Origin of the sequence: Microbispora rosea (genome assembly GCF_900156315.1) — a bacterium.
Lineage (GTDB): Bacteria > Actinomycetota > Actinomycetes > Streptosporangiales > Streptosporangiaceae > Microbispora > Microbispora rosea.
The window spans coordinates 168,960-182,518 of the sequence record NZ_FTNI01000001.1; the positions used below are offsets into that span (position 1 = coordinate 168,960).

The following is a 13,559-nucleotide window of genomic DNA, read 5'->3' on the forward strand; positions in this document are numbered from 1 at the left end:
TCCGGCCCTGGGCCGGGTGCTCCCGTGCGGGGCCGGTGAGGGGCCGCGTGGGGCGGGTGGCGGGGGCCGTGCGGGGGACGGTCAGAGCTTCCTGCCCACGGCCCCGTATCCGCCGTGTACGCGGTCGGCGAGGAAGGGGACCTCGTCGGGGTCCGTGCGCCACTCGCTGAGGGCCGCCATGCCGGGCTCGACGAGCTCGAAGCCGTCGAAGAACCGGCTGATCTCGGCGCCGGTGCGCAGGGTGAGCGGCACGGGCCCGGTGTTGTACGCCTCGGCGAAGGCCTCCAGGCTGTCGCGGGCGAAGTCGCCGGTGACGTGGGTGACGGCGAGGTAGCTGCCGGGCACGACCGCGTCGGTGTAGCGCTTGACGATGCCGAACGGGTCGTCCTCGTCCTTGATGAACATGAGCGTGCCCACGATCACCACGGCGATCGGCCGGTCGAAGTCGAGCGTCGCCAGCGTGTCCGGATGCGTGAGGACGGCGTCCGGGTCGCGCAGATCGGCCTCGACATAGGCGGTCCTGCCCTCCGGCGTGCCACGCAGCAGCGCGCGGGCGTGGACCATCACGATCGGGTCGTTGTCGACGTAGACGACCCTGGCCGCCGGATTCACGGCCTGCGCGACCTCGTGGGTGTTGTTCTGGGTCGGAATGCCGGTGCCGATGTCGAGGAACTGGGTGATTCCCTGCTCCGCGAGGAACCGTACGGCCCGGCCGAGAAACGCCCGATTGTCCCGGACACCCTGGACGACCCCGGGGGAGGCGATCTTGACCGCTTCGGCGACCCTGCGGTCGGCCTCGAAGTTGTCCTTGCCGCCCAGCCAGTAGTCGTAGATCCGGGCGGGATGCGGCACCAAGGTGTTGAGCTTTGCGGCGGCGGGTGTTTCGTCAGCCATTACATGCTCCGGAGGACGTGGTTTTCCTGATCTTATCCGTTCGCACCTCGCTTCCGGTCGCTTGATCGAAATTCGGGATCGCGGAATGCGTTGCCCTCACTGAGGCGACGTTGTATCAACGGTACGGGTGATCTCTTTGATCTCGTATTACGCAGACCTGGCCATCGGGCTGATCCTGGCCTTCCTGCTGCTGTCGCTTCTCGTCAGCGGCGTCAACGAGGGCATCGTCAGGCTGCTCGGAATCCGCAGCAAGTTCCTGTGGGCGTACCTGCGCGACACCCTCGACGGCGCGGAGACGGCGGACGGGGCCTCCCGGCTCGACCGGATCCTGGACGCGCTCAAGAGGCTCGGCCGCACCCCGCGCACGCCGCCGACGCAGGCGGTGTCGCCGGAGGAGGGCCGCTCGCGCCTGCCCGCCAGCCTCGTGGGGGTGTTCGCACGGCTGCCGTTCGGCCGGGACCCGCGGCCCGCGTTCAGCCAGCAGCCGCCCCCGGTGGAGAGCCCGCCGCTCGCCGCCGCCGCGGGCTCCGTCGCCGCCGAGCAGATGACGGCCGGGCAGACCGGGCAGGCGACGGCGGCCGGAGAGACCGTGGACCCCGCGCACCCCGCCGGACAGGCCGACCCCGAGGAGACCGCCGTCCTCACGGTGGAACCGGCGGCTGACGGCGCGGTGGACGGCACGGCGGTCGGCGCCGCGGTCGGCGTGCTGCCGCCGGACCAGGGCATGTCGATGGCCGAGCTGCTCCACGAACGGCTGCAGGAGATCGACCACGCCAAGCGCGGAAGGACGAGCATCGCCGACATCCCGCCCGCGCGCTTCGCCGTCGCCGTGATGGAGATCGCCACCGAGCACGGCGGCGTGGAGGCCCTGATGCGGGACCTCGACGCGCTGAAGAGCCCCTTCTCCCGCCCGCTCAAGGCCGTGTGGGACAGGGCGAGCCACGACCTGGAAGCGTTCCGGCACGGCGTCGAGGACTGGTTCGACGGCGAGATGGAGCGGCTCAGCCTGCTCTACCGCCGCTACGTCCGCTGGGTCATCGTCGCGCTCGGCCTCGTCGTGACGCTGGTGTTCAGCATGGACTCGCTGGAGTACGGCAAGACTCTGCTGCGCGACAACGCCTACCGCAGCGCGGTGACGGCCTTCGGCGAGGCGGGCCCCCAGGCGCTGGAGCCGCTGCGTGAGCAGTGCGAGCCGGGCCAGGACCCCTACGCGTGCGTCACCGACGTGCTGAGCACCCCGGCGTTCGTGAAGATCTTCACGCACGCCCCGGTGAGCGTCACGATGGACGCGGCCGACGGCCCGGCGTGGGGCTGGCACGGCGGGGACTGGTGGCAGCGCCTCACGTCGCCGGCCCACTGGCCGGGGTTCCTCATCACGCTGATCGCCCTGCTGTTCGGCGCGCCGTTCTGGTGGGACATCCTGCGCCGCGTGAGCGGCCTGCGCACCCGGACCTCCGGCTCCACCTCCTCCTGACATATCGGTTGCGGCGGCCGATCCGCGTGCGTACGGTCGGCCGGGTGCGTGGGCGAGGGCCGGCCGGGTCGCTGTGGCGGCACCGGGACTTCATGCTGCTGTGGAGCGGCCACACGGTGAGCCTGTTCGGCTCGCAGATCAGCTGGATCGCCCTGCCGATGGTCGCGGTCGCCGGGCTGCGCGCCACCACGTTCGAAGTGGCGGTGCTCGGGGCCATGAGCACGCTGCCGGCGCTGGTCGTCTCGCTCCCGGCGGGAGTGCTGGCCGACCGTCACCGCAGGCGGCCTCTCATGATCGCGTGCGACGCCGGGTCGGCCCTGGCCATGGCGTCGGTGCCGATCGCCGCCGTCCTGGGCCGGGTCACGATGGCCCAGCTCTACGCGGTCACGCTGGTGGTCGGCGCGCTCGGCGTGCTCTTCGGCACCGCGTCCGGCAGCCTGACGCCGGTGCTGCTCGGCGGGGGCCGGCTCACGGACGCCAACGCCAAGATGAACACCGCGCGGGGCCTGGCGGAGATGGCCGGGCCGAGCGTCGGAGGCTTCCTGGTCGGCCTCGTCGGCGCCGCCCGTGCGGTCGCCGCGGACGCCCTCTCGTACGCCGTGAGCGCCGCGGCCCTGGCGTCGATGCGCCTGCGGGAACCGAAGCCCGAGCGCGCCCCGCACCGCGGGCGCTTCCTCGGCGAGATCGCCGAGGGGCTGCGGTTCGTGCTCGCCCATCCGGTGCTGCGCGTGCTCGCCCTCTCCGGGGCGATCAGCGCCGTGCTGCTGCGCGGGATCAGCTCGATGTGGCTGCTCTATGTCGTGCGGGAGCTGGGCTGGAGCCCCCGGGCGGCCGGGCTCGTCTACGGCCTGAGCCTCATCGGTGGCATCGCCGGGAGCATGGTGGCCGCGCGGGTCACGGCCCGGCTCGGCATCGGCCGCGTGATCGTCCTGGGCGCTCTGCTGTCGGCCCCCTTCGAGCTGGTCACCCCCCTCGTGCCGCCCGGCCTGGCCGGCCAGTGGACCGTCGGGCTGGTCTTCACCTTCCTGACGGCCGCCGGGATGGTCCAGATGACCGCGGCCCAGACCGCGCGCCAGTTGCTGTGCCCGCCCGGCATGCTCGGCCGGATGAACGGCTCCACCCGCTTCCTGGGTGCGGGCCTGCTGCCGCTCGGGCCGCTCCTGGCCGGCGCTCTCGGCGCCTGGATCGGCCTGCGCCCCGCTCTGATCATTCTGGGCGGTGCGACCCTGCTGTGGCCGCTCCTGCTGTCCCTGTCACCCGTACGCGCCCTGGATGGGAGATGACCACCGTGAACGAGGACGAGTCGCGGTCGCCCCGGCGGCTCGCGACGCGCTACCAGGATGCGGGCCAGTGCTCCGGCCTTCAGGCCGCGGGTGAAGGCCCGTGTGGGAGGGCCGTCAAGGCCTGAGCGTGCTCTAACCCGCAGTGTCAGCCAAGTTCGCCCTGCACGAGTTCGGCAGCTTCCGCGACCGGTACCGGCACGATGGCGGCGACTCTGCGCCCCCGGTTGGTGATGTAGGTGATGCGGCCTCGGACAGCGGCGTCGTTGAGGACGTCTGCGAACAGCCTGCGTGCGTCGGCGACGCTCATCTCTTCCGACTCCATATGAGGCATCACCGAGGCGAAGAAGACCCCCGAACGCTCCTGGCTGGGCGAGGTCTCCGCCGTGGTGTTACAGCAGGCGCTGGCGGATCTGAACACTGCCTACCGGAACTCCTTCGCCTCCCTGACGGGGAAGCGGAAGGGGCCGAAGGTCGCCCCACCCCGTTTCCGATCCAAGAGGGACAACCGGCAGGCGATCCGCTTCACGAAGAACGCCCGGTTCTCCGTCACAGCGGGCGGGAAGCTGCGCCTGCCGAAGATCGGAGACGTTCCGGTCCGCTGGTCACGGGACCTGCCCGCCGAACCGTCCAGCGTGACGGTGATCAGGGACACCGCCGGGCGGTACTTCGCATCCTTTGTGGTCGAGACGGCAGGCGAGCCGCTTGCCAAAGTGACGCCGGAGATCGGGATCGGCCTCGGTCTCACGCACTTCGCGGTGCTGTCGGACGGTCGGAAGGTGGACAACCCGCGTTTCCTCCGCCGTGCCGAGCGGCGTCTGCGTAAGGCACAGCAGGAACTGTCCCGTAAGGAGAAAGGTTCAGCGAACCGCCACAAGGCCAGGGCCAAGGTCGCCAAGGCACATGCCAGGGTGGCCGACGCGCGCCGTGACTGGGCACACAAGCTCTCCACCGCGTTGATCCGCGATAACCAAGCGGTGTACGTGGAGGATCTTGCCGCCTCCGGCCTCGGCCGTACCCGCCTTGCCAAGTCCGTTCACGATGCGGGCTGGCCATCCTTCGTCGGCATGCTGGAGTACAAGGCGGCCCGGTACGGCCGCCACTTCGCCAGGATCGACCGGTGGTTCCCCTCCTCCAAGCTCTGCTCGCAGTGCGGGGCGCTGCAGGAGAAGATGCCGCTGAATGTCCGGTCGTGGGAGTGCCCGTGTGGTGCGGTCCACGACCGGGACGTCAACGCGGCGAACAACATCCTGGCCGCCGGACGGGCGGACAGGCTGAACGCCTGCGGAGGGACCGTAAGACCCGCCGCTTAGCGGAGGGCAGGACCCGATGAAACAGGAAGCCACAGAGGTGCCGCACGCGCGGCACGGGCTGAATCCCCAGCCTTCAGGCAGGGGAGCGCGTCAATTCGAGATGTGGAACACCGGCGACGCCTCGGCGGCCGAGCGGATTCTGAGCCCGGGCTCGGTCGATCACGCCCATCCCGAGGTGACCGGGCCCGAGGGCGTGCGGGAGGCGATCGAGCGGATCCGCGGCGCGCAGCCGGACCTCCGGTTCCGCATCGACGCCGTCCTCGGGGAGGGCGACCTGGTGGCGGTCGTGGGGAACGCGGGCCGCGGCCAGGACGCGGACGGCGCCCCCCTGGTCTGGCTCATCCGCGTGGAGGACGGCCGGCTCGCCGAGATGTGGACCTACCACGGCAGTGGCGGGGGCCCGGGGGGCCTTCGGCTCCGGTAACGCCCAGGTCAGCGCGGACCGGGGCGTTACCGGCGGCACCGCCCGCGTCAGGGTTCGAGGTCGGTCACTCCCCGGCCGCTCGCGATGTCGAACGGAACGGAGGCCTGGTCGTGCACGACCAGCCAGTCGCCTCCGGTCTTGCGGAAGCAGAAGGTGCCCCGGACCCACATGCCGCTCGTCGCCGTCCCGTTCCCCAGCGTGCCGCTGAGCCGGCCGAAGCAGTGACCGAATGCCACGTCGTCCCCCACGGCGAGGGTCAGGTCACGCACCTCGTAATCCACCTCCTGGAAGAACGCGAACACCTTCGCCCAGTTCTTCAACTTCGCGTCCACCCCGACGTGCTGCAGCGGCGGCTCGACGTCGAAGGACACGACGTCCTTCGCGTAGAGCCGCCTCAGGCCGTCGAGATCCTTGGCCCGGATCCCTTCGACGATCCTGCCGATCTGCCGCCTGATCGTGGCTTCGTCGTCCTCGCGTCGCGTAGACATCGCTGTCCGTCCTTTCAATCAGTTCTCACTGGTACGACCGGACAGCGCCGGGAAATGTCAGGTCGCGGCGACGGCGACCGGGGCGGCGGCGCGCAGCGGCGCGAGGGCGGTGCTCCAGGCGACGACATGGTCCAGCAGCGTGTCCAGGGCGCCGGCGCTGTGGGCGCCCGGCCTGAAGACCGTGTAATCCTCGAACTCGGTCTGCAGCGGCAGCGTGACCTGCGGGGCCACATCCGCTATCTGCAACGCCCCGCAGACCAGCCGCAACTGCTCGACCGCACGGGCGCCGCCCACGACGCCGTACGACACGAACCCGGCCGCCTTGTTGTTCCACTCCGCGTACAGGTAGTCGATGGCGTTCTTGAGCACTCCGGGGGCCGACTGGTTGTATTCGGGAGTGACCATCACGAACCCGTCGAACGCGGCGATGGTGTCCGCCCAGGCCCTGGTGTGCTCGTGCTGATAGCGGCCCGGTGACATCAGCGCCGGCGTCGCCTCGTCGAGGTGCGGCAAGGGGTGGTCGAGCAGGTCGACCAAGGCGAACTCGGCGTCGGTGCGGCGTGACGCCGTCTCATGCACCCACGTGGCGACCTGTTCGCCCCTGCGGCCGGGGCGGGTGCTGCCCAGTATGATTCCGATCTTGATCATCGCTCTCCTGCTCTCCACTGCCGATGCCGATGCTTCGAGCGGTACGACAACGCGGCGCCCCGGAATGTGAGGCGGCGGTCCGGCCTCACACCTCACCGCGCTGTCTTGTCGGACCGGTAGGGCAGAACTCGACCCAGGGAGCTTCCGGAACCATGACCGACCACGCGGGACCAGGACACGACGGGTCCGACGCGGGCCTGAGCGCGATCATCAGCGAGCGGCGCCAGCTGATCAACCTCGCCTACCGGCTGCTCGGCTCCCTGGCCGAGGCCGAGGACGTCGTCCAGGAGACCTACGCCCGCTGGTACGCCATGTCCCCGCAGGAGCGGGACGCCATCGTGTCCCCCGGCGCCTGGCTGACCAAGGTCGCCGGCCGCGTCTGCCTCAACGTGCTCTCCTCGGCGCGGGCGCGGCGGGAGACCTACGTGGGCGAGTGGATCCCCGAGCCGCTGCCCGACCCCACGGAGTGGACCACCGGGCGGCCGGACGGCATCGGCGCCGACCCGGCCGACCGGGTCACGCTGGACGAGTCGGTCAGCATGGCCTTCCTCGTCGTGCTCGACGCGATGACCCCGGCCGAACGCGTCGCGTTCGTCCTGCACGACGTCTTCCGCTACTCCTTCGCCGAAGTGGCGGAGATCGTCGGCCGGACCCCGGCGGCCTGCCGCCAGCTGGCGTCCTCGGCCCGCCGCCGCATCCGCGACTCGCGGGCCGCCGCGGCGCCGGCATCCCGGCAGGCCGGGATCGTCAGGGACTTCAAGCAGGCGTGGGAGGCCCAGGACATCAACGCCCTCATCGGGCTCCTCGATCCCGGTGCCACGGGAATCGCCGACGGCGGCGGGCTGGCCAGCGCACTGCTCCGCCCGATCGAGGGCGGCGAGCAGATCGCACGTTACTTCGCCGGACTCGCCGCCAGAGCGCCCAGCCTGACGCTCCTGGAGCGTACGGTCAACGGCCAGCCCGGCCTGATCGCCCAGCAGGACGGCGTCACCGTGTCGGTGTTCGCGTTCGAGGTCGTCGACGACCGGATCACGCGCATCTGGGCCGTACGCAACCCCGACAAGCTCCACCCGTGGACGACGGGCTGACGGCGCCGCTCACCGTCAGGTCACCTTCGAGGACGGGGCGGTCCAGGTGTTGCAGGCTCGGGGGTCGCCGGACTTGAATCCCTCGTTGGCCCAGTACGTGATCGACTTTCGGTTCCCGACGTACGTGCCCGCCCAGCCGCGCACGTAGAAGAGCAGATCGTCCCAGTCCTCGGGGTCACGCCGGAAGGACTTCCAGACGCTTCGCAGGGAGGCTGCGGCGAAGCAGGTGTTCTGCAGGCTGTAGCGCCGCGTCTGCTCGGCGAGCTCGGCCTTGTTCCGGTAGTCGAGCTTGTAATAGGCCCGGTACATGCCGGTGACGTTCTGCACGTGCTCCCCGTAGGACGTCGCCAGTAGGTTGAACAGGTAGAGATCCCCCGGCTGCTGCAAGAGGTCCTTCGAGAGCACGATCAGGATCGTGTGCGACGTCTCGCAGTAGAAGCCGTCCCAATCGCCCTTGCGCCACTTGTCGCCGCAGTACTTCGCCGGCACTTCGGTGGCGTACGTGAGCTTCACCGGGGACGGCTTCAGATTCGCCCGGCGCAATTCGGTGCCCCAGGTGCGGGTGAGGCAACGCAGCGCCTCGTTCAGATAGACCTTCACGGACCTCGCGTCCCCCTTCTTCACCGGTCTTTCCCGGCACGCGGTGGCCGGCAACGGTCCCGCGCCGTACAGGCGGTTGTCGGTGAGGGTCCTGCTCTTGACCGGGTGGGCGGCGGCCGTGCCGGTGAGGGCCGGGACGAGCCCCAGTGCCACTGTGCCGGCAAGCGCGATCTTGGCGAGTTTCACGGACGACGAGGTTAGGCCACACAAAAGAGTCACGGAAGCCTTTTGTATGGAAATAAACCGCTTGCTTCGCGCGCGGTAGTGAGGTGTACAACGGGGCGGCGTCGGAAAGCGGATATGGAGCGTGCATGGTCATCAGACGCGCCGAACCGGCGGACGCGGAGGCGATCGCCGTCGTCCACGTCCGGTCGTGGCAGGCCGCCTATCCGGGGCTCATGCCTCAGGCCCATCTCGACGGGCTCACTCCGGCCATGCGCCTGCCCGTCTGGGAGCGACTGCTGGGGGAGGCCGCCCCGCCGCGTACGGAGGTCCTCGTGGCGGAGGCGGACGGCTCCGTCGCCGGGTTCGCCTCGCTCGGCCCCGGCCGGGACGACGACGTCGATCCCGCCGTGGTGGCGGAGATATCGGCGATCTACCTGGTGCCCGAGATATGGGGCGCCGGGGTCGGTGGGCGTCTCATGGCCGCCGCGCTGGACAGCCTCGCCGCCGCCGGGTATGAACAGGCCGTCCTCTGGGTCGTCGACGGGAACATCCGCGCGCGGCGGTTCTACGAGCGCGGCGGCTGGCGCCCCGACGGCGCCGCACTGCACGACGAGTCGGACGGCTTCCCGCTGACCGAGATTCGCTATCGCCGGGCCCTGCGGCGTTGACCACCGAGCGCTATCGACCGGGCTTCGTCCAGGTCAGGGAGTATCGGCGGAGCACGTGCCGGCGGTAGCGCACGCCCGGTAGCAGGCGGCCTGCCGCGGCCCGCACCTGCCCGTAGCTCATCCGCGGTGCGGCCACGGGCATCCCCTCGGGCTCCCGCGCGCGGCGCAGCACCTTCGTGATCCGCACGACCGGGGCGGCCGCGATCATCGCCGCCCACTCCGCGGGGGACGCCTCGCGAGCCAGGCCGACCACCACCAGCGTGCCGCCGGGGCGCAGCAGTGCGCGCATCCGGGTGAGGGCGGCGTCGAAGTCCATCTGGTGGATCGCGGACACCGAGCAGACGAAGTCGTACTCCTCGGCGGGCAGGACGGCGGTGAGGAAGTCGCCCTCGACGAAGGTGAGCTCCGGCCGCCCGGCCGCGAGCTCTCGGGCACGGGCGATCATCTCCGGCGATCTGTCGACGCCGGTGACGCGCTTGGCCCGGCCGGTCAGCTTCCGGGCGAGCAGCCCGTCTCCGCAGCCGACGTCCAGCGCGTCACCGCACCCTTCGGGGACGGCGCGGAGGATGCCGGGGTGCCGGGCTACGTTGGTGTTCCAGTACGGGTCCGAGTCGGCCTGGCGCATCGGGTCATCGTAGAGCGGGCGTCATGACGAAGTCCCGGAAGCGGGTGGCGGGGGCGGCCGGATCGTGGTCCGTACGCCAGGTGAGGCCGATGGTGCGGCGGGCGGCCTCCGCCGCGATCCTGACGCCGACGGTGCCGGACTGCCCGGCGAAGGGCTCCGGGACGACGGCCACGCCGAGCCCGGCCGCGACAAGGCCCTCGATGGTCGCGAGGTCCTGGCTCTCGAAGGAGACGGCGGGGGACACCCCGGCGTCGCGCAGCAGCGCGTCGACCAGGGCCCGGTAGCCGAAGCCGACCGGCGTGGTGACGAGCTCCTCGTCCGCCAGCTCCTGGAGGGCCACCTCCTCCCGGTGACGCAGCCGGTGGCTCGGCGGCACGACGAGCACCAGCCGCTCCTCCTGCAGCGGGTGCCAGCCGAAGTCTCCGGGCGGGCGTGGGGAGGTGATCGCGAGGTCGGCGGCCCCGGTGTGCAGATCCTGGACGATCTCGTGCGCCGGTTCCTGGCGCAGCAGGATGCGCATCCGGGGAGCGTGCTCGTGGAAGGCGCGCAGCAGCCGCGGGACGAGGGAGGTGGCGATGGAGTCGAGGAAGGCCAGGCGCACCACCCCGGTGTCCGGGTCGAGCAGGCTCCGGAGGTCGGTCAGCAACTGCTCGTAGCGTGCCGTGAGGTCGCGCGCGGCCGCCGCCACGAGTCTCCCGTTGGGCGTCAGGTGGACCCCGTCCGGCGCCCGCTCGAACACCCGGGTGCCGAGTTCGGCCTCCACCCGGGCGAGGGCGCGCGAGAGCGTCGGCTGGCTGGTGCGCAGGATGGCGGCGGTGTCGGTCACGTGCCGGTGCTCGGCGAGGGCGACCAGCCAGGACAGGTCCCGGAGCAGCATGCCCACCATCATACGCATCGCGTATCGGAAGCCGCTTCTCATCGCATTGGACGCATAATGGCAGCAAGTGCACAGTCGTTCGGGTGACCGCTGTTCTCGAGACCTCCGCCGTGGAAGGACACCTGCCGGGCACCGCCGGATACCGGCGGGTCGTCGTCGCGCTGTTCGCCGCCGGGGTGGCGACCTTCGCGCTGCTGTACAGCACCCAGGCGATCCTGCCCGAGCTCGCCGCGCAGTTCGGGGTGTCCACGGCGGAGAGCACTTTGAGCGTGTCGCTCACCACGCTCGGGCTCGGCGTCGCACTGCTGGTGGCCGGCCCCCTGTCCGACGTCGTCGGGCGCACCCGGCTGATCCACCTGTCGTTGACGGCGTCCGCCGTCGTCGCGGCCGCGTGCGCGCTGGCGCCCGGCTGGCCGGCGCTCGTGGTCCTGCGGACGCTCCAGGGCATCACACTGGCCGGGCTCCCCGCGGTGGCCACCGCCTACCTGCGCGAGGAACTGCACCCGTCCACGCACGCCCGCGTCGCCGGTCTGTACGTCGGCGGCACGGCGCTGGGCGGGATGGCCGGTCGCCTCCTGACCGGCGCGGTCGCCCAGGCCGGCGGCTGGCGCTGGGCTCTCGCCGCGGCCGCCGTGTTCGGCCTGCTCTGCGCCCTGACCGTACGCGTGCTGCTTCCGGCCTCCCGGCGCTTCACCGCGGCCCCCGCGAGCACGCGCGCCCTGCTCCGCGGGAGCCTGCGCGCGGTGTCGGACCGCGGACTGCTCGCGTTGTACGGCATCGGCGGCTGTTCGATGGGCGCCCTGGTCGCGGTGTTCAACACCCTGGGCTTCCGGCTCTCGGGCGCGCCGTTCCACCTCGGCGTCGGAGCCGCCGGCCTGATGTTCCTCGTCTATCCCATCGGCTCGGTCAGCTCCGCGGTGTTCGGCCGGCTGGCGGACGGCTACGGGCGCCGGACCGTGACGCCGCTCGGCTGCCTGCTGGCCGTCGTCGGCGCGCTGGTGACGCTGTCGTCCTCGCTGCCGGTCGTGGTGATCGGGCTCGCTCTCCTCACCGCGGGCTTCTTCGCCGTCCACGGGGTGGCCAGCGGCTGGGTCCCGGCACGGGCGCATGCGGGCGGGGTGTCCACGGGCCAGGCCGCCTCGCTCTACCTGTTCACCTACTACCTCGGGTCCTCCGTCTTCGGCAGCCTCGCGGGGCGCGCCTGGACGGACGCCGGGTGGCCAGGGGTGGTCGCCCTCGCCGTGCTCCTGCTCATCGGCACCGGCGCTCTCACGCTCCTGCTGCGCAGGACCCCCGCCCATGCGCCGGCTGGCTCGAAACAGTGAACCCACGTGGTGGGGCCGCGGCTGCGCGACGGCGTGAATCAGCCGCCGACCCCTTTATGTGGGAGATTTCCGCTCATGAGTACGAAAGTGCGGCTACATGTCGCCCGTGTCCTGGCACGGACCCACATCGTCCTGATCCCGCTCGATGGGACACTTTGCGATTTCTATCGCGGGGTGGACACGGCGGCGATCGCGGACAGGATCTACGAGATGCTCTTCTCGGCAGGACACAGGATGTCGGTCCTGACCGCCATCCAACCCGATCCTCTCGCGAAGATGGGCTACGCCTACAGCGTCGGCCCGGACTACGGGGCGCAGGCCGAGGAGATGGTGAGGGAGGCCGAGCTGGCGGCGGCCACGACGGCCGTGCCCACATCGGGAGCGCAGGAGGTGTTGCAGGCCTGCCGGGCCAGCGGCAGGCGCATCGTCGTGGCCGGAGACATCTGCTCCGACGCCATGGAGACCTACCTTGACCTGCACGGCCTACGACCGGTGGTGGAAGCGGTCGTCGGGCGTGAACAACGGCCGGCGACGTCGGAATGGCCGGGCCTCGATCTCGCGCGGCAGGCGGTGAAGGCGCTGGGAGCGGAACCGTCCGATTGCACTCTCGTCAGCATGTCCGTCCTGGGGATGTATGCGGCGGCGGAAGCCGGTATCCAGGCGATCGGTGTGGTGAGCAGGAACGGCAGCCGCAAGCATCTCGCCGGCACCGGCGGTTCGGTCGTCGTTTCGAGCCTTGCCGAACTGGCCGGTGCGCTCACTGCCGTCCCGGCGACGGACTCATATGAGCCCTCACCGTGACTGCCGCGCATCAACCGGTTACTTCTCCACGATCGACCTTGTCGGTGGCGGTGTCCACACTCTCCGTCCACGCATGACGATCAGCAGCGAACTGTCGTCCGACTCGGCGGTCGCGAGAAATCCGGGCGCGCCGGACTCGGTGTAAACGCCATGATGATCTGATGAGGGCGTGCGTTTTCTGCGAGATCATCGCAGGGCGAAAGGCAGCCGGCGTGGTCCATGCCGACGACAGCGTGGTGGCGATCCTGGATCACAAGCCGGCCACCGTCGGCCACGTACTGGTGATCCCACGCGTGCACATGACCGGGTTGGCCGAAGCCGACGACGCGGTCGGTGCGGCGATCTGGCGGGCGGCGCGGCGTGTGTCGGGCGCCTTGCGGGCGTCGGGGCTCCGCTGTGACGGGGTGCGCCTGTCGCTGGCCGACGGGGAGGCCGCCGGCCAGGATGTCTTCCACCTTCACCTGCACGTGGTGCCGCGTTATCCGGGAGACGGCGTCGTGGTCGCCGCCGACTGGAAGAAGCGCTCGCGTGACCTTCTCGACGAGGACGCGGCGCTGATCCGCGAGGCGCTCGCGCGCTGACCCCCCTTTTTTTCTCGCGATCTCAGGCCGAACTGTGCCGGTCATGCTCGGCCACCAGGCGCTTCGGCGCCTGCTGATGCCATGCCTCTTCCACGAGACTCCTGACGCGTTCCGCCGGGACTCTGCCGAGCTCGACCTGCAGCCCGAGGAAGCTCTTCCGCGTATCGGGGCGGCGCAGGGCCTCGTAGGCGGACGGGCCGGCCTGCGACGCGTCGGCGGCCTGCTGCTCGCCGGCGCAGAACACCGCCGTCGTCTCGTCCCGATGGACACTATCCACATGCTGCCGCGGCAGCCGTCCCCCAGGGCCG

Annotated in this window: 16 protein-coding genes and 1 pseudogene; 9 read left to right on the plus strand and 8 right to left on the minus strand. The window is 70.9% G+C overall.

The features are described from left to right. Positions 1-81: 81 nt before the first annotated feature. Positions 82-894, minus strand: coding sequence for an SAM-dependent methyltransferase (locus BXA11_RS00750; protein ID WP_030508178.1), 813 nt, complete (start codon positions 892-894; stop codon positions 82-84). A gap of 127 nt (positions 895-1,021) precedes the next feature. Between BXA11_RS00750 and BXA11_RS00755 the strand changes: the two genes are divergently transcribed. Both BXA11_RS00755 and BXA11_RS00760 read left to right on the plus strand, forming a co-directional pair. Next, a complete protein-coding gene (locus tag BXA11_RS00755) occupies positions 1,022-2,368 on the plus strand; it encodes a hypothetical protein (protein WP_143734032.1) in 1,347 nt (448 codons plus the stop codon). A gap of 44 nt (positions 2,369-2,412) precedes the next feature. After that, positions 2,413-3,651, plus strand: coding sequence for an MFS transporter (locus tag BXA11_RS00760; RefSeq protein WP_143734033.1), 1,239 nt, complete (start codon positions 2,413-2,415; stop codon positions 3,649-3,651). Between the two features lie 145 nt (positions 3,652-3,796). Here the strand turns inward: BXA11_RS00760 and BXA11_RS41110 are convergent, their stop codons facing one another. Further along, positions 3,797-3,958 (minus strand): type II toxin-antitoxin system prevent-host-death family antitoxin, encoded by a 162-nt coding sequence (locus tag BXA11_RS41110; protein WP_239104799.1) that lies wholly within the window; start codon positions 3,956-3,958, stop codon positions 3,797-3,799. Between the two features lie 22 nt (positions 3,959-3,980). Between BXA11_RS41110 and BXA11_RS00765 the strand changes: the two are divergent. Together BXA11_RS00765 and BXA11_RS00770 are read left to right on the plus strand one after the other, a co-directional pair. Beyond that, positions 3,981-4,961 (plus strand): annotated as a pseudogene (locus BXA11_RS00765) (RNA-guided endonuclease InsQ/TnpB family protein); the annotation flags it as partial. Between the two features lie 100 nt (positions 4,962-5,061). Then, positions 5,062-5,385, plus strand: a complete 324-nt coding sequence (locus BXA11_RS00770) for an ester cyclase (RefSeq protein WP_159454722.1) — start codon at positions 5,062-5,064, stop codon at positions 5,383-5,385. Between the two features lie 47 nt (positions 5,386-5,432). Here the strand turns inward: BXA11_RS00770 and BXA11_RS00775 are convergent, their stop codons facing one another. Further along, positions 5,433-5,873 carry a YybH family protein gene (locus BXA11_RS00775; protein ID WP_076431916.1) on the minus strand — a complete coding sequence of 147 codons (441 nt, stop codon included), beginning with the start codon at positions 5,871-5,873 and terminating at the stop codon, positions 5,433-5,435. 57 nt (positions 5,874-5,930) lie between these two features. After that, a complete protein-coding gene (locus BXA11_RS00780) occupies positions 5,931-6,521 on the minus strand; it encodes an NADPH-dependent FMN reductase (protein ID WP_030508842.1) in 591 nt (196 codons plus the stop codon). A 152-nt stretch (positions 6,522-6,673) separates the two neighbouring features. Between BXA11_RS00780 and sigJ the strand changes: the two genes are divergently transcribed. Beyond that, positions 6,674-7,609, plus strand: coding sequence for an RNA polymerase sigma factor SigJ (sigJ, locus tag BXA11_RS00785; protein ID WP_076431918.1), 936 nt, complete (start codon positions 6,674-6,676; stop codon positions 7,607-7,609). A 15-nt stretch (positions 7,610-7,624) separates the two neighbouring features. Here the strand turns inward: sigJ and BXA11_RS00790 are convergent, their stop codons facing one another. Further along, positions 7,625-8,395: a neutral zinc metallopeptidase gene (locus tag BXA11_RS00790; RefSeq protein WP_076431920.1), complete on the minus strand. Its 771-nt coding sequence runs from the start codon at positions 8,393-8,395 to the stop codon at positions 7,625-7,627. Between the two features lie 125 nt (positions 8,396-8,520). On the opposite strand from BXA11_RS00790, the gene BXA11_RS00795 reads away from it, so the two are divergent. Further along, positions 8,521-9,042, plus strand: coding sequence for a GNAT family N-acetyltransferase (locus BXA11_RS00795; protein WP_076431922.1), 522 nt, complete (start codon positions 8,521-8,523; stop codon positions 9,040-9,042). 10 nt (positions 9,043-9,052) lie between these two features. Here BXA11_RS00795 and BXA11_RS00800 read toward each other — a convergent pair whose 3' ends face one another. After that, positions 9,053-9,667, minus strand: a complete 615-nt coding sequence (locus tag BXA11_RS00800; RefSeq protein ID WP_076431924.1) for a class I SAM-dependent methyltransferase — start codon at positions 9,665-9,667, stop codon at positions 9,053-9,055. Positions 9,668-9,671: 4 nt separating this feature from the next. Continuing rightward, positions 9,672-10,544: a LysR family transcriptional regulator gene (locus BXA11_RS00805; RefSeq protein WP_076432419.1), complete on the minus strand. Its 873-nt coding sequence runs from the start codon at positions 10,542-10,544 to the stop codon at positions 9,672-9,674. A gap of 83 nt (positions 10,545-10,627) precedes the next feature. On the opposite strand from BXA11_RS00805, the gene BXA11_RS00810 reads away from it, so the two are divergent. The 3 genes from BXA11_RS00810 to BXA11_RS00820 all read left to right on the plus strand — a co-directional run bounded on the left by BXA11_RS00810 (position 10,628) and on the right by BXA11_RS00820 (position 13,251). Beyond that, on the plus strand, positions 10,628-11,869 hold the full coding sequence (locus BXA11_RS00810; protein WP_204053473.1) for an MFS transporter: 1,242 nt from the start codon (positions 10,628-10,630) through the stop codon (positions 11,867-11,869). A gap of 174 nt (positions 11,870-12,043) precedes the next feature. Beyond that, positions 12,044-12,670, plus strand: coding sequence for an HAD family hydrolase (locus BXA11_RS00815; RefSeq protein ID WP_208865546.1), 627 nt, complete (start codon positions 12,044-12,046; stop codon positions 12,668-12,670). A 161-nt stretch (positions 12,671-12,831) separates the two neighbouring features. Further along, complete coding sequence (locus BXA11_RS00820; RefSeq protein ID WP_076431928.1) at positions 12,832-13,251, plus strand: HIT family protein; 420 nt, start codon at positions 12,832-12,834, stop codon at positions 13,249-13,251. A 22-nt stretch (positions 13,252-13,273) separates the two neighbouring features. Here the strand turns inward: BXA11_RS00820 and BXA11_RS00825 are convergent, their stop codons facing one another. Beyond that, on the minus strand, positions 13,274-13,528 hold the full coding sequence (locus BXA11_RS00825) for a hypothetical protein (protein WP_143734034.1): 255 nt from the start codon (positions 13,526-13,528) through the stop codon (positions 13,274-13,276). Between the last annotated feature and the right edge of the window lie 31 nt (positions 13,529-13,559).

Bases quoted from the DNA above. Each gene is read 5' to 3' on its own strand.
- BXA11_RS00750 (WP_030508178.1), bottom strand. From the start codon at position 894: ATGGCTGACGAAACACCCGCCGCCGCAAAGCTCAACACCTTGGTGCCG.
- BXA11_RS41110 (WP_239104799.1), bottom strand. From the start codon at position 3,958: ATGAGCGTCGCCGACGCACGCAGGCTGTTCGCAGACGTCCTCAACGAC.
- BXA11_RS00770 (WP_159454722.1), top strand. From the start codon at position 5,062: ATGTGGAACACCGGCGACGCCTCGGCGGCCGAGCGGATTCTGAGCCCG.
- BXA11_RS00775 (WP_076431916.1), bottom strand. From the start codon at position 5,873: ATGTCTACGCGACGCGAGGACGACGAAGCCACGATCAGGCGGCAGATC.
- BXA11_RS00780 (WP_030508842.1), bottom strand. From the start codon at position 6,521: ATGATCAAGATCGGAATCATACTGGGCAGCACCCGCCCCGGCCGCAGG.
- sigJ (WP_076431918.1), top strand. From the start codon at position 6,674: ATGACCGACCACGCGGGACCAGGACACGACGGGTCCGACGCGGGCCTG.
- BXA11_RS00795 (WP_076431922.1), top strand. From the start codon at position 8,521: ATGGTCATCAGACGCGCCGAACCGGCGGACGCGGAGGCGATCGCCGTC.
- BXA11_RS00800 (WP_076431924.1), bottom strand. From the start codon at position 9,667: ATGCGCCAGGCCGACTCGGACCCGTACTGGAACACCAACGTAGCCCGG.
- BXA11_RS00805 (WP_076432419.1), bottom strand. From the start codon at position 10,544: ATGCTGCTCCGGGACCTGTCCTGGCTGGTCGCCCTCGCCGAGCACCGG.
- BXA11_RS00820 (WP_076431928.1), top strand. From the start codon at position 12,832: ATGAGGGCGTGCGTTTTCTGCGAGATCATCGCAGGGCGAAAGGCAGCC.